Raw genomic sequence first — 22569 nt, forward strand, 5'->3', positions numbered from 1 at the left:
TGGTTTTTGTTATGCCATTTTCGAGGTAGAATATAAATAAAAATAATAGTGATTAAATATGAATGTAATTTTTGACACACAAAGCCTTTATTACCTACCTCAATATGTTCCTGTTTTTAAAAAACTCTCCGAGAAAGGCATCAAAAGTAAATTTGTATTTTATAAAAATAGCCATAAGCATTTAATCCAACGTGTTATAGATGATTATAATCTAGATCATATATGGGTTGATGATCAGCTCCAGGCGATGGATTTTTATGAGCAAGAAAAGGCTGATTGGGTCTTTTTTGCGAATTCCTTTAGTTACTTAGAACGATTACATAAAGTGTCTAAAAGTGCACAGCTTGGGCATGGGATTGGTCCTAAATCAAGTTATTACACTAAATCAAACAAAGCGATGACAGTTAGGTTTGTTGAGGGTGCATACAGACTTGCTCGTTTAGAGTCTATGTACCCTGATGATAAATTTATTGACGTAGGCTTTTGTAAATTAGACCCTATTTTTAACAATGAAAAAATTGATGGCGCTTTAGAACTTAATAACTTTAGTGATGAAAAACAAACACTTCTCTATGCTCCAACCTTTTATCCGAGTAGTTTAGAGTTATTTCCTAAAAATTGGCCGGAACATTTTGGCAATTACAACATCTTAATAAAACCTCACTATTTTTCTATTAGTAAAGAACGTTATAAAAAGCACGTGAAATTGCTCGAGCATTGGGCTACATATCCAAATGTATATTTGGCAAAAGTAGAAGATTATTCTTTAGTGCCCTTTTTAGATAAAGCTGATTTATTAATCAGTGATGCTTCGTCTGCTTTATTTGAATTTGCTTTGTTAAACAAGCCCGTTATTTGGTGTGACTTTTTAAAGTTAAGATGGGGCTACAGAGGAATATTCTCATATCGATTTAAAAAGCGAATGGATCGCGATTATGGTGAATATGCCAATTTGGCCGTACATGCTAAAAAGTATAAAGGTTTGAAAAAAATAGTAGAGCAACAACTCGCTGAACCCGAGAGTTTAGCTAATATCAGGTTGTCTTTATCTGAAAAGCTAGCCGGAAAAGTTGACGGTAAGGCCAGTCAGAGAATCGTACAATACCTGATGGAAAATAATTAATTATTACAATCAAAGTTCGGACGTAATTAAATTTATAAAAGGACTTAAAACTCAGATAATAACTAGGTTTTTATAAATGAAAAAAATTGGATATACCACGGGTGTTTTTGACCTATTTCATATTGGTCATTTAAATATTCTAAAAAGAGCCAAACTAGAGTGTGACTATTTAATTGTAGGTGTAACTACAGATGAATTAAGTATGTCGGCTAAAAATAAAGAGCCAGTTATTCCTTTTCAAGAACGTATGGAAATAGTTGAAGCTATAAAATTTGTAGATGAGGTTGTCCCTCAGGTTAATTACGACAAAGAAGAAGCTTGGAACAATTTAAAGTTTGATAAAATGTTTGTAGGTGATGATTGGAAAGGGACTGAAAAATGGAAAAAAATAGAAGCAGATTTTGCTAAGTTCAATGTTGAAATTTGTTATTTTTCTTACACCTCACATACATCAAGTACTAAGTTGCGTAACGTTTTAGATAAAATTGAACAAAAAAAATAAAATGAAAAACTTAATTACCTGCCAGCAGCTACATGAACAACTTGATGATCCTGCATTAATTATTTTTGATGCAGGCATGTTGCGCCCCGGTGTTTTAGGGACTTATAAAGTAGATAAAGTACTGCCAGGAGCACAGCGTTTTGATATTAAAACCGAGCTTGCAGATACTACCAGCGCTATACCTAACACCCTATGCAGCAGTGAGCAGTTAACTCAAGTAATGCAAAAAGCAGGAGTAAATGACGATTCGTTTATAGTTGTTTATGAACAAGATGATTTATTTAGTGCTGCTAGAGCGTGGTGGATGCTAAAGGCTATGGGCTTTGATAATGTCAAAGTGCTCAGCGGTGGCTTAAAAAAATGGCTTAAATGCGGTTACAGCACCCAAAGCGCTTATCGTATTCCAACAAAGAAAGGTAACTTTGTTGCTAATTTAGCACCGGGTTATTTTATTGATCAGCAGCAAGTGCTTCACAGCATAGATGATACAAGTACGTTAATGTTAGATGCACGTGCCTATAAGCGCTTTACGGGTGAAGACCCCGAGCCTAGAAAGGGAATGCGAAGCGGTCATATTCCTAATAGTTGCTCATTGGCGTTCACCGATTTATTAAATGAAGGTGAGTCTAAACCTATTGATGAACTCAAGGCTAAATTTAATGAAGTAGCCGGAGATACTCAACAACTCCAATTTAGTTGTGGCTCAGGTATTACAGCCTGTGTATTAGCACTGCTTGCTGTAGAATGTGGATATAGCAATTTAAGTGTTTACGACGGTTCGTGGAGCGAATGGGGAGCAAGTGATTCACTGCCAATTGCAACGGGTAGTATTAAATTGCTGTAGATGCAATGCACGCTCTTATAAAAGGGTCGTTTTAATTAATCGGCTCTTTCTATTTTTTATAGCCATATGGGCAGTTTTTACAGCCATTTTTACAGCACGTCCCGCGTTTTAAAAAAAACCACTTACTGAATACCATGTAGCCATTTTGCATGGTGTAATCTAGCCCTTCTATTAAATTGTCATTACCTCTAAACTTTTTAGCAAATTCAATTTGAGCTTTAATTGGTTGGGTATAAATACTTTCCAAATAAACATTAATTTTACTAAGCGTACAGCGAGTGCATAAACAGCTTGTTGCACTGCTATCTAGCGGTAAAATAGCGGGTAACTGGTTACACCAACATGCGGTTATATCACTTACATTACAGTTAAGCGCTGTATTACATTGGCTGCAGTTTATTTGAGTCATTTTAGGTCTTATTAACAGTAGAGCAGCAAGAATAACAAATATTATGAATATACAAAAAGCATTGGCTGAATTTATTACATTTGGCGAGCAAAGAGATAGCGCCATTAGTGTGATTGTTTCAAGCTCTTCGAACAATCAAACCTATCTGTACACACTCACAAAACCTATACTAATTGACGTACTTACGCGTTGTTTAAATAAAGAAATTGATATTGACGATTTGGAGCTGTGGGCAAATGTGATTGAATCGCGAGATGATTTAAATTGCGCCGAGTTTGAAGGCGTGATTTATGCGCTAAGCAATAGCGAGCAAATGGGAGAGCTTAGCCACAAAAAGCTCGAACAATTACTGGCATTATTGAAGGACTAGATATTTAGGCTGACTCTCATTTTTAGATGCGAATCTACTGCGATTATATGTAACGAATAAATAAAAAAGCCGCATTTAAATTAAATGTGGCTTAGTATTTTTTGACAACTGACAACTGACAACTGACAACTGACAACTGACAACTGACAACTGACAACTGACAACTGACAACGTGTTTACTTATGATATCTCAAGCACGTTTCTACTTCGTTTTTAGAACCTAAAATAACCGCTACACGCTGGTGGATGGCATCTGGTTGTATATCCATAATGCGCTCGGTACCTGTTGAGGCTATTCCACCGGCTTGCTCTACAAGCATAGCCATTGGGTTTGCTTCGTAAAGTAAGCGTAATTTATTTGGTTTATTTGGATCTTTAGTATCTGTAGGGTAAGTAAATAAACCACCACGGCTAAGTACACGGTGCACGTCGCCCACCATGGCTGCAATCCAGCGCATATTAAAGTTTTTAGCGCGCGGGCCTGTATCGCCTTCTAACAAATCATTTATGTAGTTTTGCATAGCGCTCTGCCAATGGCGCTGGTTTGACGCATTAATGGCAAATTCGTTGGTATCGGCAGGTATTGTGGCAAAGTCTTCTGTTAGTAAAAAACTACCTTGGGTTTTATCAAGGGTAAACATGCGTGTGCCTTTACCTGTTGTAAGGGCAAGCATAGTTGATGGGCCGTAAAGTACATAGCCTGCTGCAACTTGCTTGTGGCCTGGCTGCATAAATATGCTTTGATCTGCAGCATCTGAGCCTTCAGGCGCTTCCATAATCGAAAATATAGTACCAACCAGCGAGTTTATATCGGTGTTTGATGAGCCATCAAGTGGGTCAAATGCAACAATGTATTTAGCGTCTTGATTACCGGCAACAGTGTAATCTTCTTCTTCAGAGGCAATTGCTTTAACTGTGCCTGATTCCAGTAAAATATCTTTTAATAGCTGATTAGATAGCACATCGAGCTTTTTTTGAGTTTCGCCTTGAATGTTTTCATCAAGGGTTGAGCCTAACACGCCTGAAAGTGCGCCTTGGCCAACACGAAACGAAATTTCTTTACATGCCGCTAAAATGGTTCTAATTAACGACAAAAGTTCTCTTGGGCAACCGTCTTCTAGTAATACTGGAGGGAGTCTTCGCATTATATTTTCCTGATAACGTGTACTAGCTAATCATAATGTGAGAGAGATTAACTTAGTGCGCTGAATTTCGTCTTAAATAACTGTATTGTTTAAATAGCGCCCTATAATGGGACCACCTAATCATACTTAAAACGCCAATAACAAAGATAAGATTATGAAAAAAATACCACTAATAAGTTACATATTCTTTACTGTGCTGTGCTCTATCATAACTCAAGCGCACGCAGCAATTAAGTCAATTGATGAATTTACTACGCAAATGAATCACTTTCCGGGCTACTATTCGTTTTTTTACGATACCCAAAACGGCAAAGTTTATTTAAAAGTAGATAAGTTTGAACAACAATTTTTACTTCAGCAAAGCTTGCCATACGGGATTGGTTCGAACGATATTGGCCTAGATAGAGGCCAACTTGGAAATACTCACCTTGTACAGTTTGAACGTTTTGGCGATAAAGTAATGCTGCGCGCTGTAAATACTTACTACCGTGCTAATACTAGTAATAAAGCTGAGCAGCAAAGTATTAAAGAGGCGTTTGCATCAAGTATACTCGCAGGCTTTAAAGTGGTTGCACAAGATAATTCCACCGCACTGATTGACTACACGCCTTATTTATTAAGTGATGTACACGGTGTAAGCCGAAAGCTTGCTGCGCGTAAACAAGGTAACTTTAGCCTTGATGAGTCACGAAGCGTGGTTTACATGAAGCGTTCAAAAGCGTTTTTAAAAAACACCGAGCTTGAAGCGGTACTCACCTTTAAGGGCACAAAGCCGGGTGAGTTTGTTCGCCAAGTAAGTGCCGACCCATACGCACTTACGGTGCATATGCATCATTCACTAATTAAATTACCAGACGATAACTACACGCCGCGCAAGTTTAACCCGCAATCTGGCTTTTGGAGTATTGAGCATAAAGATTACGCAGCCCCGCTTGGCGAGTCTATGTTTGTGCGCTATATACCGCGCCATCGCCTAGCTAAAAAAGATCCAAGCCTACCTATTAGTGAACCCGTAGAGCCTATTGTTTACTACCTAGATCCAGGGGTTCCTGAGCCAGTTAAAAGCGCTTTATTAGAAGGTGGTAAATGGTGGAATGATGCATTTAGTGCTTCAGGGTACAAAAACGCATTTTTAGTAAAAGTTTTACCAAGTAATGCAGACCCTATGGATATTCGTTATAACGTAATTCAGTGGGTACACCGCGCTACACGTGGTTGGTCATACGGAAGCTCTGTAATAGACCCTCGTACAGGTGAAATATTAAAAGGGCATGTAACACTTGGTTCGCTGCGTGTACGCCAAGATATATTAATAGCCGAAGCACTGGCCGCCCCCTATTTAAAAGGTAATGAGGTCGCTAAAAATTTACAGGCTATGGCGCTTGACCGTATTCGCCAATTAAGTGCACACGAAATTGGCCACACGTTAGGGATTTCTCATAACTTTGCAGCATCAGTAGGTGATAGAGCCTCTGTTATGGACTACCCACACCCACTACTTAGTTTTAATGAACAAGGTAAGCTTGATGTAACGCGCGGCTACGCAAAAGGCATGGGCGCATGGGATACCCAAGTAATTAAATATGGCTACAGCGACTTTACCAATCAAGACGAAAGCGCTGAGCTTGCAGCAATATTAAAAGAGAATAAAGCTAAAGGCCTTGAGTTTATATCAGATAGCGACGCTCGTGCTAAAGGTGGTGCACACCCAACTGCCCATTTATGGGATAACGGTACCAATCCATCACAAGAGCTATTAAGAGTGCTCGACGTTCGTAAAAAAGCGCTTTCGCAGTTTGGAATAAATAACATTAAAACGGGTGATGCACTTTCGCAATTAGAAGAAAAACTAGTGCCGCTTTATTTATTTCACCGCTTTCAAGTAGAGGCTGCAGTTAAGTTAATTTCAGGCGTAAATTATGAGTACGAACTACGAGGTGATGCCCCCGTAAAAGGCGCGCAAGTTGTTTCAAAAGAGCAGCAGCAAGAAGCCGTTAACGCTATTTTAGCCACGCTCAAGCCTGCCAATTTATTACTACCAGAATCGGTACTTTCACTTATTCCACCAAAGGCATATGGCGAGTCTAAATCGCGCGAAAGCATAATAGGGCGTACGGGCTTAACTCTTGATGCTATGGCACTACCTGAAGTTGCCGTAGAGCATAGTTTATCGCTTTTATTAAATCCGCAACGCTTAAACCGGTTAGCGCAGCAACAAGCACGCAGTAACGATTTTTATAGCTTAGATAGCATGCTAGAGCAGTTATATAAGCAAATATTTAATGTTTCATCACCTAATACTATGGCAGGTAAAATTACTCAGCGTACTCAGTACTTAACGGCTAAAGCATTTGCTGATTTAGTTGCAAGTAATAACGTAAGCCCTGAGGTACAAGCACAGGTTCGCTATTATTTAGTTAAGCTTGGCGAAGATTTTAATCAAAACTCAATGCTGAGCCACACAAGTACTGGTGAAAGCGCGTTTAAGCAATTTTTAGCAGAGCAAATTAAATTGTTTTTAATTAAAGGCGAATGGCCAAGCAATTTTGAAGCTTTACCAATTCCACCAGGTTCACCAATTTAATATAAAGTTTAGAAACTCAACTTTTTGAAAATTACAAAGTAAAACACCGAGTATACGCATACTCGGTGTTTTACTACGTCCTGATAGCTGATAACTGATAACTGATAACTGATAACTGATAACTTTACTTTTACTTGCATAAAGTTGGTTTTTTGTTAACCTACCCGCCTTCCATTTTAGTCTTTTTGAGGTGTTTATGGCGTTTCTATCTCGTTCGATATTGGCGTTGTCGATAGCACTTTCAAGCAGCACTGCATTTGCTCAGGCCCAATGTGATGTTGAGCTTCGCCATGGTTTAATCATTACTGACGATGTAATACGTATACTTGATAAAGGCCAAACTCGTGTTCAAATTAACAATAATAATCAGCTGTTTATACGTGGTTATTGGGTTGATTTAAGCGATGACGAAAGTAAAGTACTCGAGCAATTTAGTAATGGTATTCGCCACACAGTTCCCGAATTAGTAAATCTTGCTACAGATGGTGTTAACTTAGGTTTAAGTGCAATTGAGCATGTAGTTGAGGGTATGTCTGATAAAGAGCCAGAGGTACTTAAAACACAACTTCAGTACGTAGAACGCGCATTAATGGATAAATTTAAGCGCGGAGATGACTTCTTTTTTATTGCCCCTCAATCTCTTTCTCAAATAGATGACTTTTTCACTAAAGAGATAAGCCAACAAATTCACTCCGCAGTACATGGATCGCTAGGTGCTATTTTAGTATCACTAGGTGATGCCTTTAAATCGCGCGAAGGTAATATAGAAGATCGTATTAACGATATGGGGCAGCGGATGGATATTATCTCAAAAGAGATTGATAAATCACTACAAAAAAAAGCGCATCAGTTAGAGCTTAAAGCTTCAGAATATTGTGAATGCTTAAATGCACTAGATGTAACCGAGTCACGCCTACAAGCAATTGTCCCTGGCATGGCTGATTACGATTTAGTGCAAATTAAATCGTAAGGGAGATCTATCTTAAGTTGTCAGTTGTCAGCTGTCAGCTGTCAGTTATTAGATATCAGATATCAGATATCAATTGACTGGTTTAATTACTGGACCAAAATTAACCGCTGACCGCTGACCGCTGACCGCTGACCGCTGACCGCTGACCGCTGACCGCTGACCGCTGACCGCTGACCGCTGACCGCTTTAAAGTTTAACTTCTTCGACAGTTAACTGGCGATACTCACCACTGGCTAGGTTTTCATCTAGTTTAATACCGGCAATTTGCTCACGGTGTAGCTCTACTACTTTGTTGTCTACAGCGGCTAACATGCGTTTAACTTGATGGTACTTACCTTCACAAATAGATAAACGTAGCCCAAAGTTAGCGAGCCTCTCTGCTTTTGCTGGGCGTGTTAAGTCTTTTTCGTTATGCAGTTGAACGCCTACTCGCAATTGCTCAAGCGACTCGTCGGTAATCGGTTCTTGGGTTTCTACTAGGTAGGTTTTAAATTTATTATTTTTTGGTGAAGTGATTTTATGAGACCAATCACCATCGTTGGTAATAATAACTAAACCTGTGGTGTCTATATCAAGTCGGCCTGCCACATGAAAGTCGGCCATATTAGGCTCATCAAGTAAGTCAAAAACCGTTCTGTGTAATTCATCACTATTTGCGCATACGTAACCCACGGGCTTATTTAGCATGTAGTAACGTTTACCTAAAAATACGAGTTGTTCACCTTCAAACATTATTTCGTCTTGTTGCTTTACTTGAAAGTCGAATGCAGTAACTACTTCGCCATTTACAGTTGCAGCCTGGCGCTTAATTGCAGCGCGTGCTTTTGAGCGAGGAAGTTCTGCTAAATGGCTAACAAATTTATCTAAGCGGCAAGGGAATTTCATTTTTGTTCACATTTTTAGTCGGCTACAATGGGCGCGATTATAGCTGATAGTGAAATACCATGACAGTACACAGCCCACAAATATTAAGCCTTTATACAGCAAAGATAGAGGCGGAAGAACTGTGTGTTGACAGCGCTCAGCAAAATGCGGTTAACGCGTTAAATAACTTGGCTATACAACTGCAAGTTAATACAACTTGGTGGCAAAAAGCACCTTTAATTAAAGGGGTTTATTTACACGGGCCGGTAGGGCGCGGTAAATCTATGCTAATGGATTTATTTTATAAAAATCTACCGACCACAGAAAAACAAAGGCTGCATTTTCATCATTTTATGGCGCAAGTACATGGTCAACTTGCCCAGCTACAAGGGCAAAAAAATCCGCTTACGCTGATTGCCAAGCAGTGGGCTAAAAATATAAAAGTTTTGTGTTTTGATGAGTTTTTTGTAAGCGACATTGGCGATGCAATGATTATGGCTAGGTTATTTAACGCCTTGTTTGATTATGGTGTCGTGCTGGTGGTAACCTCTAATGTAGGGCCTACGCAGCTTTATTATAACGGCCTGCAACGCGCACGATTTTTACCTACAATCGATTTAATTAACAACCACTGCCACATAATTAGTGTGGCCGGGCAGGAAGATCACCGCTTTAGATACGGTAAAAACAACCGCCATTATTTTATTAATTTACCCAATGATGAGTTTAATAAACTGTTTACTAAGCAGTATCCTCAAGCGACTAAAAATCAAAGCTTACAGGTGCACTCGCGCGCTTTGCCATATTTATTTAAAGCGAATAATGCGCTGATGATTGATTTTATGGCACTGTGCTCTGGCCCTAGAAGCGCTCACGATTATATATTTTTAGCCAAACAGTTTGATGTTTTGTATATAGCAAATGTGCCTAAAATGGGGGTAGGGGCTACGGGTAAGGTAATAGTGCATGGGATTGAAGATAGCTACCAACGAGAAAAACAAACGCTTGATGAGCACTATTTAGATGACGAAGCACGGCGTTTTATTGCATTGGTTGATGAGTTTTACGATTGCCACAAGCTGTTAGTAATTAATGCACAGGCGCAGATAGAAACGCTTTATGAAGGTAAAAAATTAAGTTTTGAATATGCGCGAACACAGTCGCGCATTGTCGAAATGCAAAATTGGTAGCACCTTTTTAATATTACATTGTAGGCGTTGAGCTTGCTCACGCGAGAAGCGCAGCTTCTAATTATTAAGCGATTTAAAAACTGCGTTTTATACGCCAGCAAGCTGTGCGTCTACGAGTTAAACCCAGAGCTACACCTTATGGTAGGCGTTGAGCTTGCTCACGCGAAAAGCGCAGCTTCTAATTATTAAGCGATTTTAAAAACTGCGTTTTTATACTTAACCCTCTTGGCGAACTATGTTTTCCAGCGCGCGAATATTGGTTATTAAATCTTGGCGTTGTGGGTTTGCCTGATACGCCTTTTTAAGGTGCTTAAGCGCCTCTGGGTAATTTTTTGAATCAATCGCTATTTGTGATAAACCAAGCCAAGCCGAAAGCTGATACTTTGGCAGCGCTTGAGCGCGTACGTACATTAGCTTGGCTTGAGTAAGCTGGTTTTTATCGCGATAAATACTGGCAAGGCTTAGTAGAGCATCACCCAAGTTAGGATTTATTTTAAGTGCATTATTTAAACTTTTTACCGCACGTTTACTATTACCTTGCTGCATAGCTAGCTGGGCACTGTATACCGAAAACTGTGCTTGTTCTTCATTTGGTAAGCGCTTTGTTAACCTTTTTGCGCTACGTATTAGCTCTTTTGCTAAATCCCACTGCTGCTGCGATACAAGCCAGCCAAGAGTTTGCATTGTGGTATTAATTACGTCGGTTTGCTGCGCTTTAGTGGCATGCTTTAAACCTTGTTTTAAAAGCGAAACAGCGCGCTTACTGCTGCCTTCACTTAAATGTAATTGTGCAGCTAGTAATTGGTTACTGGTATCTTTTGGGTTAAGTTTTAAAACTACCTCAATGGCCGAAAGCGCCTGTTTATTATGCTCAAGCTGCAGGGCAATTTGCGCACGCTGCAACCAAAGTTCTGCGTTATCAGGTGTTTTATTTAATAACTCTTTTAATAATGCATTTGCTTGGCTTAAATCACCCGACTCAATTAAGGCAAACAATAGCCCTTGTTGATACTGCGCTGTTTCGGGTTCAAGCATAAGTGCTTGGCGGTATGCGGCCACGGCACTCCAAGGTTGACTATGTTGCACATGAATATAAGCAAGTTGCGCATAGCTTTGTGCGTCAGCTTGGCCAAGTTCAATACTATGCACCAAGTGAGTTTGCGCTTTAGTGTAATTTGCCTGCTGCATGTATAAAAGGCTTAAACCTTGGTGAGCCTTTACTAAATCGGGAGTGCTTTTTAAGCACGCTAAGTAGGCCGCCTCTGCGCTATTAAACTCTTTTAAAGTGAGCAAAACCTGCGCGCGTAATAAGTTAAGTGCTGTGCTATCGCTGTTTATATCACGGCTTTTAAAAAGGGCTGCTACCTCTTGGTATTTACCTTCTTGTAGTAATGGCTGTACTTGGCGAGCAAAGCCACGCTCTGTAGGCTCAATTAGCACCTCGGTTGGGCCTAACAGTTTATTATTTATAGCTAACTGCCAAGTAGGATCGCTAGGCGATAGCGTGACTTTAAGCGGTGCACTTACTTGGCTTGCATATGCATTAGTAATACCTAATAAAGGCAAAGAGCACATAACAGTAGTATAAAGGGTGCGAGTAAGTAATTTAGGCAGTTTAATTGCGTTCATATTTTTCATTTTGTTGGTGCTTAAGGTTTAAATTCTATTGGCCAAATAAAGTGAGCTCGTACTGTTTCGCCTTCTTTTTTTGGTGCGCTAAAACGGCTTTGCTTTATAATTTTATCAATGGCGGGTTTAAGCTCAGGGTAAGGGTTTTGTACAACCTCTATTAAGCTTACTCTACCGCTTTCGTCTATAAATACATCAAGCTTTAGTGTAAATACATCGACACCTTGGCGAGTTAAACTTTTTGGTAAAACGGCCTTAACAGGGGTAAGTAGAGTTGGCAGCCCATCGAGCTGGTTTAAGCTAAAGGCATCCCAATTTACACTCATTGATTGCCATTGTGGCGCGTTAACTTTTACGCTTGGCGTATCGGGTTTTACAATGCTTAAATTGCTTTTAATTTTAACGTCTACTGCTTGTATTGATGCGCCTGCACCTTGCACTTTTAAGCTTTGCATTGGCTCGCTACTTTGCTGCTGCGATATTGAAGGCGGTGGTGGTGGAGGTAGGGCAACCATCGCTATTTCGCGCACAACTACTTTGTCTTGCATGTGGTGCTCAGCCATTTGCCCTAACCACAACAATAACAATGCTGCGCTAAGCACTATTAAACTAAGGCCAAACGCAAAAAGCGGATGGCGGTTATTTTTTGTTTTATTAGTTGAGCTAAACGTGTGCATATTATTGCTTGGTCGCTAAATTAACTTGCGAGGCGCCGGCAAGTTTTGCTTCGTCAATTACTTGCACTAATAGCTCTGTAGGTACTGTTTTATCTGCTTGAATAACCACAGGGCGTTGCTGCTGTTTTAGCATTTGCTCTACACTTGTGCATACACCTGCTACGCCAATTTGGCTGCCATCAAAAAATACTTGTTGAGAGTCGGTTATTGCTAAAAATATAACTTGTTGCTCAAGACGACTGGCCGATACAGCTTGAGGTTTATCTACCTCAACGCCGCTTTCACGAACAAATACAGTGGTAACTATAAAAAATATAAGCAATATAAATACAACATCAAGCAGTGGCGACATATCAATATGCTGCTCAGCTTCTTGTTCTAGCTTGTGCTTTAAACGTGACTGCATGGCTTTACCCTAATTGTTTACTAATGCATGTAATTTAGGATTACGTTGCGAGTAGGCTAAATAAGCCTGCATTAACCACGCAGGTATGGCGCACACAAGGCCAAGCTGAGTGGTTAATAGTGCATCGCCTATGGCATCGCTCATTAGTTCGTTATGACCAAGCGCCATGACTTTAAAGGTATCAAGTAAACCAACAATTGTGCCCAGCAAGCCTAATAAAGGAAGCGCTGCGGTTAATATAGAACTAACTTCTTGCCAGTAGCCGTTTCGGTTTGCCTGATACTGCTTAAGGTGCAATAAATCATGAAAAGTCAGTTGGTACACAACTAAAGCTAATAACAAAATACACCAACAAATAGGGTTGCTAACTATTTGCTCAAACATTGTTTTCTCCTTGTTCTAGCTGGCTTAGTTGTAATGCAAAACCTTCGAGCTGGCTGTAATACGCTTTTGCTTTGCGCGATAGCAGTGCATTTAAAACTAGTGCCGGTATAGCAACAACTAAACCTAACTCGGTAGTAATAAGTGCTTGTGCAATACCGCCCGATACAACCTCCGGATCGCCCGATCCAAATAAGGTCATCATTTTAAAGGTTTCGATCATGCCGCTTACAGTACCTAATAAACCTAATAGGGGGGCTACGGCTGCTGTTACAGCTATAGCGCCTATAAAGTTATCAAGCTTGTGTTTATCGTGTATTAGCTGGTTAAACAATTGATCGTCTCGCACTTGGCCTTTTTCGCTTTGCAGCGTTAGGTTAAACAATTGCTGCTGCATGCCTGCAAACTCGCTGCTATTTTTACTTTTAAAGAGCGTTTGTAACTGCATTTGCGAGTGCATTTTAATTTTGCTTAAACGCAATAGTTGAGCCGCTTTAATTAGTGCAATAGTTAACGCAAAACAGGCAAATAAAATAATAGGAATAGCCCATAAACCGCCTTTTTCTAGGTGTTCTAAGGGGCTTTCTTGCTGAGCTTGGCTGGTTACTAAATGCGTTAAGCTCGGATCAAAGCTAAGTAATGTTTCGCCTACACCGTTTTGCTTTAGGGTGTTATCAAGCGGGTTATCGTCACTGCTTGATTGTACCAATGCCACTTTTAATGCATTTGATTCATCGTCTAAATTTAATAAACCCATTAGCTTAGGTGTTTGCGTACTAAACCAGGCAACAGGGCCTACTTGCAGTGTATTAGCTTGAGTAAGCTCGCCATTGTTAAGTACCACCGCTTGTTTTTTAAAGCGAGGGTAAAGTGCTTGCTCTTGGTCATTAATAAAGGAGACTACTTGGCTTAATAATTCGTTTTGATTATTACTTGTTTGCTCGTTATTCAAAGCTTTATTGCTATTTTGGCGAACAAATCGGCTAAGCAAGTTTAATTGGTACTGCTGTTGCTGCTGCCAGGAGTCTAACCGGGTTTGTAACTGGTTAAGGCTTAAAGTGTTTTCGTCAGCTAAACGGCGGTTAACAGCGGCTTGTTCGCGTAATTTACTTAGTGACTGCTGCTTGGTAAATATTTGCTTTGCTAGGCTCGCTTGTTCTTTGGCAATACTTTTTTGCGTACTACTTAAGCTGCGTTGTGCGGTTTTAATATCGTTTAGCACGCTTTGTTTGGCTTGCTCACTCGTTGCTGCTAACGCTAAATTGCAGCTAGTAAGTAAAAGAATGGCGCTAAATGCTTTAATTTTTTGGCAAAAAGTCATTATTTAGCTCCTTGCTGTGCGTTATTTTTATAACTTAGCATTGGAAGCGTTACCCAATCAGCAGCGCGCTTTTTTTGTTGCACTGCAATACCCAGCGCCACTTGCTCTGCGTTAATACTGTTATCAAACTCCCACTGCCAACCTAAGTCACTAGGAAAGCCAATACCTACATAACTTAAATCTTCACTAACAAACCATGCTTGTGCGGCGCCTAAATATAGCTGTTTAACCCATACTTCTTGGCCGTCGGGGTGCTTAATTGCCATTTCGTGAATTGAAATACGTTGCTGAAATTCATTTAGTAAGGTCAGCATCTTTAGCGCTGTTTGTAATTTATCAGTGGTGCTTAGTTGTGGGTCGGCTAAATCGCCTGCATTTTTCCAGCTGTTTAGTAGCGGAGGCGGCAGCTGTACTTGCAACGAAAGTAACTGCTGGCTGATTTGTTTTAACTGGCTGTTTAAATTTTGTTGATCTTTTTCAAGCTCGCCTTGCTGAGTAACGAGCTGTTCGCGCTTTTTGCTAAGATCGCTTGAATTTTTTTCGCGGTTTTTATTAAGAGTACTAAGTTGCTCTTGCTCAGCATTTAAAAGCGTTAGGGTTTGCTCCATACTGCTTTTTTGTTCAAGCCAATGTGTATTTAATTCACTAGTTTGGCTCTCTATTTTTAGCCATTTATCAATGAGTTGTTCTAATTCGCTAACGGTATCGGCTTTTACAGCCATGGTGCTACACAGTGCAACTACCGCAAATATTGGTTTAATTAAGCTTCGCATTACTTAACAACAATCCTGAAAGTTACGACAACAAGCAAATATACCAATTCACAATAAATTTAATCACTTTAAGAGGAGTACCTAGCGCAGCTAGCCTTAGCTAAATGGTTTTTCAGCCTCAGAATAGCTTATTTAATAAAATGTATTGGCATTACTTGTTAAATTTTGAGTATGTATACAATATAGGAATTCACACAACAACACAACTGATAACAATTATCGTTTACATTATTTTATCTTGGTGGTAGGATTTTGCCCGAAATCACACATAGCACCTTTGAGTTAGACACTTTTTACTTACTTAAAGGTAAAAAAAACAACCACGGAGTAAACATGAGTAAGCCATCGAATAAAGGAAATGCCTACGTAAAGCCAATTGCAGCGGTAGTCACTGCCACTCTTTCAACTTGGGCAAGTGCACAAGACGTACAAGAGCTGTCGGTAACTAAAGCAGAGACTAAAACTGAGTCTAGCTATGTTGTAGAAAAATCAACATCGCACAAATACACTCAGCCACTTTTAGATACTGCAAAAACTGTAACGGTAATTAACCAAGCAGTAATGAAAGACAGAAACGTAGATAGCCTACGTGATGCTTTACGTAACGTATCGGGTATTTCTTTAGCCGCTGGTGAAGGCGGCGCACCGACTGGCGATAGCATGTCTATTCGTGGCTTTAGCGCAACTAACGACATTTTTGTAGATGGCATTCGTGATGTAGCAGGCTACACGCGTGATATTTACAACATTGAAGCGGTTGAAGTGGCAAAAGGCCCAGGCTCAGCGGTTTCGGGCCGTGGTGCAACCGGTGGTAGTGTTAACCTAGAAAGCAAAAAAGCAAAGCTTGATAGCTTTAACGACGTATCACTTCGTTTAGGTACAGAAAACGATTACCGTGGTCGTTTCGATACTAATATTCAAGTAAACGAAACCAGCGCTTTACGCATTAATTTACTAACAGATAAAGGTGATGTTGCAGGGCGTGATTACGTTGAAAACGAAACAAATGCAGTCGCTGTAGCCTTTGCAACAGGCTTAGGTACTAATAGCCGCTTTGATTTAAATTTAGAATACCAACGCCAAGATAACTTACCAGATTACGGTATTGCATGGGTATACAGCGACACGCCAGTTGCTGAGCTTGCAGATAGCGCGCGTGGTCCTTCTCCGGTAGATTACGATAACTTTTACGGTAACATTTACCGTGATTACGAAGACATTGAGGCCTACTCAACAACTGCACGTTACGAGTATGATTTTTCTCAAAACACGATGCTACGTGTGCAAGGACGTTTAGGTGAAGTTAAACGTGAGTCAGTAACCACGGCACCGCGTTATTTCTCAATTACTACCGATACAGACATCACTTTTGCTGATGAAAAAACACGTGATACACAAAACTCACTTGCAGCAATACAGGTTGATTTAATTGGTAATTACGAGTTTGCAGGCTTTACTCACGATGTAGTAGTAGGTGTTGAACTAGCTAACGAAACATTTACTCGTCATGCACTTGTAGCAACTACGCCAGATAACCTAATTGAAGACGAAATACGTAACGACTTATACAACCCTAATGCAACAATTGAATTTACAGGTGTATATGGCCGCGATGGTACAAGCATTGAAGCAAAAGCTAAAAACCAAGCAATTTACGCATTTGATACAGTAACACTTAACAAGCAGTGGGAAGTAACCGGTGGGATTCGCTTTGATAGTTTTACAACCGATTACCACAATGACTACGATGACCCAAGTGCGCTAATTTCTACAAGTGATGATTTATTTAGCTGGAACGCAGCGGTAGTGTACAAACCAGCCGATAACGGTAGCATTTACGTAGGTGCAGGCAACTCATTTAACCCATCAGCTGAAGGGCTTACTGTATCTACACGCTCAAATGCAGCAGATTTAGATCCTGAAGAAAGCCGCAGCTACGAGTTAGGTACAAAATGGAGCCTAATGGATGGCCGTTTGCAAACTAATGCAGCGCTTTTCCGCACTGAAAAAACCAATGCACGTACTGATGACCCATTTGCAGATAGCAGCACAGATGAGCTACTTGGCGGTGAGCAACGCGTACAAGGTTTAGAGCTTTCAGCAACAGGTTTAATTACTAAAGAGTGGACTGTAATTGCTTCATACACTTACCAAGATAGCGAAGTAACTAAAGCATTAGGCGACGATGCCTCACAAATTGGTAACGAGCTTGCACGAACGCCTAAAAATAGCGCAAGTGTTTGGACTACTTACGATATGTCGGATAAATTATCGTTTGGTTTAGGCGCACAATATGTAGGTGAGCGTTACAATAGTACATCATCAACGCGCTCACGCGCACCGGGTTACACTATTTTTGATTTAATGGTTGCTTACGACGTATCTAAGGATCTTAGTTTACAACTAAATGGTGAAAACCTTGGCGACAAAGACTATGTTGATCAGCTAGGTGGCGGACACTACGTACCGGGTAACGGTCGTAAGTTTAGCCTAACAGCTAGCTACTCTTTTTAATTTTAAAATAAATTAAAAAGTATAAGTAAATATAAGGGCAGGCCTATTACCTGCCCTTAGTTATTTAATAAAAATGTGAGAGGGCGCGCATGCTAGTTAAAATTCCAGAGCTACTAACTAAAGAAGAAGTGGCTTATTGCCGCGATAAATTATTAGCGGCGCAGTGGGCCGATGGCAGTATTACTGCGGGGCATCAGTCAACCAAAGCAAAAAATAACTTACAACTGCCTGAAAATAGCCCAGAAGCACAAGAGCTGGGTGAAATTATTATGGGGGCATTAGCGCGCAGTAATTTATTTATGTCGGCAGCGCTGCCAGCAAAAATTTTTCCGCCGTTATTTAATTGCTATCAAGGTGGACAATCGTTTGGTGTGCATGTAGATAACGCAATTAGACAAGTACCTGGCACGCCTGTAAAAATTCGTACTGATGTATCTATGACTCTATTTTTTAATGAACCCGAAGATTACGATGGCGGCGAACTCGTTGTTGAAGATACCTACGGCTCTCACAGTGTAAAACTACCCGCAGGTAGCATGGTACTTTATCCATCGACGAGTTTGCACCGCGTTATGCCTGTAACTCGCGGGCGTAGGTTAGCCTCGTTCTTTTGGCTGCAAAGCATGGTAAACAGCGATGAAAAACGCGGATTATTATTTGATTTAGATATGTCGATTCAAAGCTTGCGCAGTAAAGTAGAAGACAGCCCAGAAATTATTCAATTAACAGGTGTGTACCATAACCTGTTAAGGCAATGGGCGCAGACATAAAAATATTTATTGTTAGATGTTAGATAGTAGATAGTAGATAGTAGATAGTAGATAGTAGATAGTAGATAGTAGATAGTAGATAGTAGATAGTAGATGTAAGTAATTAAAATCTTCGCTTTTCGCGTGAGCAAGATCTACGTCTACTGGCAAAGTTTAACATTGTGGTTTGATTAACTCGCAGGCGCACAACTTGTTGGCGCGACGCGCAAGGCGCGTAATGTATTAAAGATTCGAGTTTTGCTTTTTGCACGAAAAAGCCAGGCGCCTACAATACATTCATAAGGTACTGTAGGCGTGAAGGTTACTAGCCTTTATAACCATTTGGGTTATTTGACTGCCAGCGCCATGTATCTTCCATCATGGCATCAATTGCGCGTTCTGCTTCCCAACCAAGCTCATTAAGGGCTTTTTCAGGTGCGGCGTAACATGCAGCAATATCGCCTGGGCGGCGGGGTGATACTTGATAAGGCACTTCTTGGTTGCTTGCTTTAATAAATGCATTAACCATTTGCAGTACAGAGTAGCCATTTCCTGTGCCAAGGTTATATACAAGTGCACCTGTATTACTAGCAATTTTATCAAGGGCTTTTAAATGGCCAATAGCTAAATCTACCACGTGAATGTAGTCGCGCACGCCCGTGCCATCAACTGTGTCGTAGTCATCACCAAATACAGCGAGTTGCTTTAATTTACCTACTGCAACTTGAGCAATAAATGGCAGTAAGTTATTAGGAATACCGTTAGGGTCTTCGCCAATCAAGCCCGATTCATGTGCGCCAACAGGATTAAAGTAACGCAAAATAGCAAACGCAAAGCGCTCATCTGATTTAGCGATATCTTGTAGCATCATTTCAACCATTAGCTTTGACGTACCGTATGGGTTTGTTGTGCCACCCACAGGGAAGTCTTCTTTAATCGGTAAGCTTGCAGGGTCGCCGTAAACGGTAGCTGATGAGCTAAATACTAATTTAAACACGCCAGCATCACGCATTGCATCTACAAGCGTTAGCGTACCTTGTACGTTGTTTTGGTAGTATTCAACAGGTTTAGCTACCGACTCGCCAACTGACTTTAAACCGGCAAAATGAATAACGCTATCTATAGTGTGCTTGGCAAATATTGAGTCTAAAAACGCTTTATCAAGAATATCACCTTGATAAAAGGTTGCCTCTTTACCTGTAATTGTTTTAACGCGCTGTAGTGACTCTTTTGATGAGTTACTTAAATTATCAACAACAATTACGTCGCTGCCTTGCTCTAAAAGTTCTAAAACGGTGTGAGAGCCAATGTAGCCTGCGCCGCCTGTTACTAAAATTGTCATGAATGCTCCGTGGATACCTTTATCAATTAAGTTAATTTCACCATAAATTATGATGATTTACATGCTTTATCTGTAACTTTTATTATTCAAAGGGGGTCATATAGTTAGAGTGAATTACTTTAATTACATATAAAATAGCTTTAGTAACATGCTAAATATCGCATTAAGTTATAGTTAATCAATCACTGCTAAAATTAATAGTTATATTACTAGGCTTTGTCTAAATAATTAGTACAGCCTCTTGGGAGAATGTTATGAATTCAGTTAAAACAATCGTTATGGCAATGTGTATCGCATTACCTGCATTTGCGCATGCTGGAGAATCTGTTGTTAAATGGCAAGATTTTAAAGATTACCGCGATGTGCGCGCATCTAATCAAGCAAAATCGTCTTACCATAAACAAATTGCTACACAGTTTGAAAAGCATCTTTCTAAATTGGCCGAGCAACTTCCAAAAGAATATAAGCTAAGCGTAGAAATAACCGATATCGACTTAGCTGGCGATGTACGCTACGGCGGTATGGATGAAATACGTGTAGTAAAACCAATTTACTTTCCGCGCTTAAAACTCAATTACTCGCTAACCGATAAAGAGGGTAGCGTAATAAGCGAAGCAAACGATGTAGAGCTTAAAGATATGGGCTTTATGGATAAAATAAAAATGGGCCGCGATGAGTCATTTTATTATGAGAAACGCTTAATTACAGAGTGGTTTGGCGAGCAAATATTACCAAATTTAGATTAAACAAAATACCGCTAAATTGCGGCATTTGTTTTACGCTTTACTTAAACGTTGCTAACAGCGTAAGTAACTGCTGTAATTTAAGTACTGTTGTTTTAAGCTTTTCTTCATCAAAACCGTCAGTGCTTAAACTTTCTACATCGGCTGCTACATCAAGTACGTATGGCTTGAAGCGTTTAGCTTCAAAACTAAACCCGGCATCAGCTGGGAACAAGGCTTTAAATTTACCATGACCTTGTTGCTGTAGCTCATCTAGTTTTTTGTCGGCATCAAGTGCTTGGCGATAAACAATTTTTAAGTTAGCGTTGAGTTGTTCAATTATAGAATCCATGGATTTCCTAAAGCTTTGTACTGCATTGCCGATATAGTACTTGGATTACATTTAAATGTCAGGTTGATTAAGGCTTATAACATGAATATATCAGGTGGAAATCTACCCGCTATGTCTAGCTCTGGCCAAGGTGGTGAAGTATATACCGCTGCTTTGTCTAAAAAGCAGCAATTAGCAGATGGCGCAGCGGCACTTGCACTTATTGAAGGTGCTGCACAAGCAACAAGTGCGCAATCACCGGCTCAGTCGGTCACTGCAACGCTTGGCAATAATATAAACGTGTACGTTTAAACTAGGGCGTGTTGAACTTTGCGGATTGAAATTTGTTCAATCTAGGGGCGATTAAATCGCGGCGCGAGGTTTGAAACCTAGTGGGCTCGGTAACTGCTCCTGCGTTACCCTACTGGCTTACATCCATGTAAGAATAAGTAAAAACCGAGTAAAGCTTCCGCGTCCTGCTCACGCCCCTTACCTACATCCATGTAGGCAACAAAGAGTTCATCGCCCCTAGGAAGAACCCGAAGGGCAGCGCATGTTTGGCATTTATGCTGCGTTATCGCCTATTTATGGGGAATAACCACACTACACAGGCTCAGCCTTGCCTAAAAGCCAAACATACTGCTGCAAATTCAACCATCAAAGGTTAACACGCCCTAACTTAAGGTCGATAGGTGTTTTGCTTTTTTGACCACCTATTTCTCTTACTAATTTTGGCACTAAAAATCCGGGCAGGGCTTTTAATAGCTCTGCCATTATTTTTATTGCTTGCTCTTCGTTAATATCAAAGTGGCTTGCGCCTTCAACTTTATCTAGCAAATACAAATAATAGGGTAATACGTCGGCATCAAATAACGCCTCGCTTAAATTTATCTGCGCATCAACGGTATCGTTCACATCTTTTAAAATAACCGCTTGGTTTAATAACATAACACCTGCTTGCTTAAGCTTTTGCATGGCTGCTTTAAACTCGTCGTCTATTTCGTTGGCGTGATTTATATGGTTAATAAATACAATTTTTAGCGGTGATTGCTTTAGCCTCGCGCATAGCTCATCGGTAATACGCGCAGGTATAACGACAGGTAAACGGCTATGTATTCGCATACGCTTAATTTGGGGTAATTGCTCAAGCTCATCTAAAAACCAGCTAATGGCATCGTCTTTGGCCATAAGTGGGTCGCCACCACTTAAAATCACTTCGTTTATGTTGGTATCTGATTTTATATAACTCAGTGCATCAAGGAGGCTTCTTTTATTGAGTTGGTTCTCTTGATACGGAAAGTGGCGCCTAAAGCAGTAGCGGCAATTTACCGCACAGCCAGTTTTAAACATAATTAAAACACGCGATTTATACTTATGTAAAAGCCCTGGTTGGGAGTTGTCTTGCTCAAGTAGTGGGTCTTTATTAAAACCGGATTTAGTCAAAAATTCTTGGTGGCGCGGCATAACTTGTAGCAATAAGGGATCGTTTGCATCACCTTTGCGTATTTTTTTTATAAAAGGGACTGGCACGCGCACCGCGAATAAACTGCGAGCTTTTAGGTCGTTTTCATGGGCTTGGCTCGATAAACCGACCATTTCAAGCAAGGTTTTTGGGCAGGTAACTACATTTGCTAATTCTTTTTGCCAGTTTTTATGCAAATTTGCTTCATTTCTTTGTATCATTGGCACGTAGATTACTCGAAAAAATATAAATAGAGGAAAC

23 protein-coding genes are annotated in these 22569 nt (G+C 40.2%); 11 read left to right on the forward strand and 12 right to left on the reverse strand.

Annotated elements, in window-relative coordinates; translation table 11 throughout:
* The first annotated feature begins 58 nt into the window (after positions 1-58).
* From ALFOR1_RS02465 to ALFOR1_RS02475, 3 genes are all read left to right on the forward strand, one after another.
* The gene (locus ALFOR1_RS02465) at positions 59-1123 is read left to right on the forward strand and encodes a CDP-glycerol glycerophosphotransferase family protein (protein ID WP_104641957.1); all 1065 of its coding nucleotides are present in this window, start codon (positions 59-61) and stop codon (positions 1121-1123) included.
* Positions 1124-1199: 76 nt separating this feature from the next.
* Positions 1200-1625: an adenylyltransferase/cytidyltransferase family protein gene (locus tag ALFOR1_RS02470; protein WP_104641958.1), complete on the forward strand. Its 426-nt coding sequence runs from the start codon at positions 1200-1202 to the stop codon at positions 1623-1625.
* A 1-nt stretch (position 1626) separates the two neighbouring features.
* Positions 1627-2469: a sulfurtransferase gene (locus tag ALFOR1_RS02475; protein WP_104643606.1), complete on the forward strand. Its 843-nt coding sequence runs from the start codon at positions 1627-1629 to the stop codon at positions 2467-2469.
* 49 nt (positions 2470-2518) lie between these two features.
* Here ALFOR1_RS02475 and ALFOR1_RS02480 read toward each other — a convergent pair whose 3' ends face one another.
* Positions 2519-2878 carry a DUF5522 domain-containing protein gene (locus ALFOR1_RS02480; RefSeq protein ID WP_104641959.1) on the reverse strand — a complete coding sequence of 120 codons (360 nt, stop codon included), beginning with the start codon at positions 2876-2878 and terminating at the stop codon, positions 2519-2521.
* A 43-nt stretch (positions 2879-2921) separates the two neighbouring features.
* On the opposite strand from ALFOR1_RS02480, the gene ALFOR1_RS02485 reads away from it, so the two are divergent.
* Positions 2922-3248: a hypothetical protein gene (locus ALFOR1_RS02485; protein WP_058546930.1), complete on the forward strand. Its 327-nt coding sequence runs from the start codon at positions 2922-2924 to the stop codon at positions 3246-3248.
* A gap of 176 nt (positions 3249-3424) precedes the next feature.
* Here ALFOR1_RS02485 and ALFOR1_RS02490 read toward each other — a convergent pair whose 3' ends face one another.
* Positions 3425-4393, reverse strand: coding sequence for a class 1 fructose-bisphosphatase (locus ALFOR1_RS02490; protein WP_104641960.1), 969 nt, complete (start codon positions 4391-4393; stop codon positions 3425-3427).
* Between the two features lie 154 nt (positions 4394-4547).
* On the opposite strand from ALFOR1_RS02490, the gene ALFOR1_RS02495 reads away from it, so the two are divergent.
* Both ALFOR1_RS02495 and ALFOR1_RS02500 read left to right on the forward strand, forming a co-directional pair.
* Complete coding sequence (locus ALFOR1_RS02495) at positions 4548-6977, forward strand: zinc-dependent metalloprotease (RefSeq protein ID WP_104641961.1); 2430 nt, start codon at positions 4548-4550, stop codon at positions 6975-6977.
* Positions 6978-7173: 196 nt separating this feature from the next.
* Positions 7174-7947: a YggN family protein gene (locus ALFOR1_RS02500; protein ID WP_058546933.1), complete on the forward strand. Its 774-nt coding sequence runs from the start codon at positions 7174-7176 to the stop codon at positions 7945-7947.
* A 186-nt stretch (positions 7948-8133) separates the two neighbouring features.
* Here the strand turns inward: ALFOR1_RS02500 and rsuA are convergent, their stop codons facing one another.
* The gene (rsuA, locus tag ALFOR1_RS02505; RefSeq protein ID WP_104641962.1) at positions 8134-8832 is read right to left on the reverse strand and encodes a 16S rRNA pseudouridine(516) synthase RsuA; all 699 of its coding nucleotides are present in this window, start codon (positions 8830-8832) and stop codon (positions 8134-8136) included.
* Between the two features lie 59 nt (positions 8833-8891).
* Between rsuA and zapE the strand changes: the two genes are divergently transcribed.
* The gene (zapE, locus tag ALFOR1_RS02510; RefSeq protein WP_104641963.1) at positions 8892-10001 is read left to right on the forward strand and encodes a cell division protein ZapE; all 1110 of its coding nucleotides are present in this window, start codon (positions 8892-8894) and stop codon (positions 9999-10001) included.
* A 216-nt stretch (positions 10002-10217) separates the two neighbouring features.
* On the opposite strand, the gene ALFOR1_RS02515 is transcribed toward zapE, so the two are convergent.
* Genes ALFOR1_RS02515 through ALFOR1_RS02540 form a run of 6 tightly spaced genes read right to left on the reverse strand, consistent with a single transcriptional unit; the run spans position 10218 to position 15188 of the window.
* Entirely contained in the window at positions 10218-11630 is a 1413-nt protein-coding gene (locus ALFOR1_RS02515; RefSeq protein ID WP_104643607.1) for a tetratricopeptide repeat protein, read from the reverse strand.
* A 20-nt stretch (positions 11631-11650) separates the two neighbouring features.
* Complete coding sequence (locus ALFOR1_RS02520) at positions 11651-12307, reverse strand: energy transducer TonB (protein WP_104641964.1); 657 nt, start codon at positions 12305-12307, stop codon at positions 11651-11653.
* A 1-nt stretch (position 12308) separates the two neighbouring features.
* Complete coding sequence (locus ALFOR1_RS02525; RefSeq protein WP_104641965.1) at positions 12309-12713, reverse strand: ExbD/TolR family protein; 405 nt, start codon at positions 12711-12713, stop codon at positions 12309-12311.
* Positions 12714-12722: 9 nt separating this feature from the next.
* Positions 12723-13097 carry a MotA/TolQ/ExbB proton channel family protein gene (locus ALFOR1_RS02530; protein WP_058546938.1) on the reverse strand — a complete coding sequence of 125 codons (375 nt, stop codon included), beginning with the start codon at positions 13095-13097 and terminating at the stop codon, positions 12723-12725.
* On the reverse strand, positions 13090-14415 hold the full coding sequence (locus ALFOR1_RS02535) for a MotA/TolQ/ExbB proton channel family protein (protein ID WP_104641966.1): 1326 nt from the start codon (positions 14413-14415) through the stop codon (positions 13090-13092). The genes ALFOR1_RS02530 and ALFOR1_RS02535 overlap by 8 nt, the downstream gene beginning before the upstream one ends.
* Complete coding sequence (locus tag ALFOR1_RS02540; protein WP_104641967.1) at positions 14415-15188, reverse strand: DUF3450 family protein; 774 nt, start codon at positions 15186-15188, stop codon at positions 14415-14417. Before ALFOR1_RS02540 ends, ALFOR1_RS02535 begins: the two co-directional genes overlap by 1 nt.
* Before the next feature lie 333 nt (positions 15189-15521).
* Here ALFOR1_RS02540 and ALFOR1_RS02545 point away from each other — a divergent pair, with 333 nt between their 5' ends.
* Together ALFOR1_RS02545 and ALFOR1_RS02550 are read left to right on the forward strand one after the other, a co-directional pair.
* Positions 15522-17702: a TonB-dependent receptor gene (locus tag ALFOR1_RS02545; protein WP_104643608.1), complete on the forward strand. Its 2181-nt coding sequence runs from the start codon at positions 15522-15524 to the stop codon at positions 17700-17702.
* Positions 17703-17791: 89 nt separating this feature from the next.
* Positions 17792-18472, forward strand: coding sequence for a Fe2+-dependent dioxygenase (locus tag ALFOR1_RS02550; protein ID WP_058546942.1), 681 nt, complete (start codon positions 17792-17794; stop codon positions 18470-18472).
* Positions 18473-18776: 304 nt separating this feature from the next.
* Here the strand turns inward: ALFOR1_RS02550 and galE are convergent, their stop codons facing one another.
* The gene (gene galE, locus ALFOR1_RS02555; RefSeq protein WP_058546943.1) at positions 18777-19793 is read right to left on the reverse strand and encodes a UDP-glucose 4-epimerase GalE; all 1017 of its coding nucleotides are present in this window, start codon (positions 19791-19793) and stop codon (positions 18777-18779) included.
* 254 nt (positions 19794-20047) lie between these two features.
* Between galE and ALFOR1_RS02560 the strand changes: the two genes are divergently transcribed.
* Positions 20048-20539, forward strand: coding sequence for a DUF3016 domain-containing protein (locus ALFOR1_RS02560; protein WP_104641968.1), 492 nt, complete (start codon positions 20048-20050; stop codon positions 20537-20539).
* A gap of 37 nt (positions 20540-20576) precedes the next feature.
* Here the strand turns inward: ALFOR1_RS02560 and ALFOR1_RS02565 are convergent, their stop codons facing one another.
* A complete protein-coding gene (locus ALFOR1_RS02565) occupies positions 20577-20867 on the reverse strand; it encodes a prephenate dehydrogenase (protein WP_089346609.1) in 291 nt (96 codons plus the stop codon).
* An 81-nt stretch (positions 20868-20948) separates the two neighbouring features.
* Here ALFOR1_RS02565 and ALFOR1_RS02570 point away from each other — a divergent pair, with 81 nt between their 5' ends.
* Complete coding sequence (locus tag ALFOR1_RS02570) at positions 20949-21158, forward strand: hypothetical protein (protein WP_055016948.1); 210 nt, start codon at positions 20949-20951, stop codon at positions 21156-21158.
* A 345-nt stretch (positions 21159-21503) separates the two neighbouring features.
* Here the strand turns inward: ALFOR1_RS02570 and epmB are convergent, their stop codons facing one another.
* Positions 21504-22529 carry an EF-P beta-lysylation protein EpmB gene (gene epmB / locus ALFOR1_RS02575; RefSeq protein WP_104641969.1) on the reverse strand — a complete coding sequence of 342 codons (1026 nt, stop codon included), beginning with the start codon at positions 22527-22529 and terminating at the stop codon, positions 21504-21506.
* Between the last annotated feature and the right edge of the window lie 40 nt (positions 22530-22569).

Source organism: Pseudoalteromonas carrageenovora IAM 12662, assembly GCF_900239935.1.
Taxonomy (GTDB): Bacteria; Pseudomonadota; Gammaproteobacteria; order Enterobacterales; family Alteromonadaceae; genus Pseudoalteromonas; species Pseudoalteromonas carrageenovora.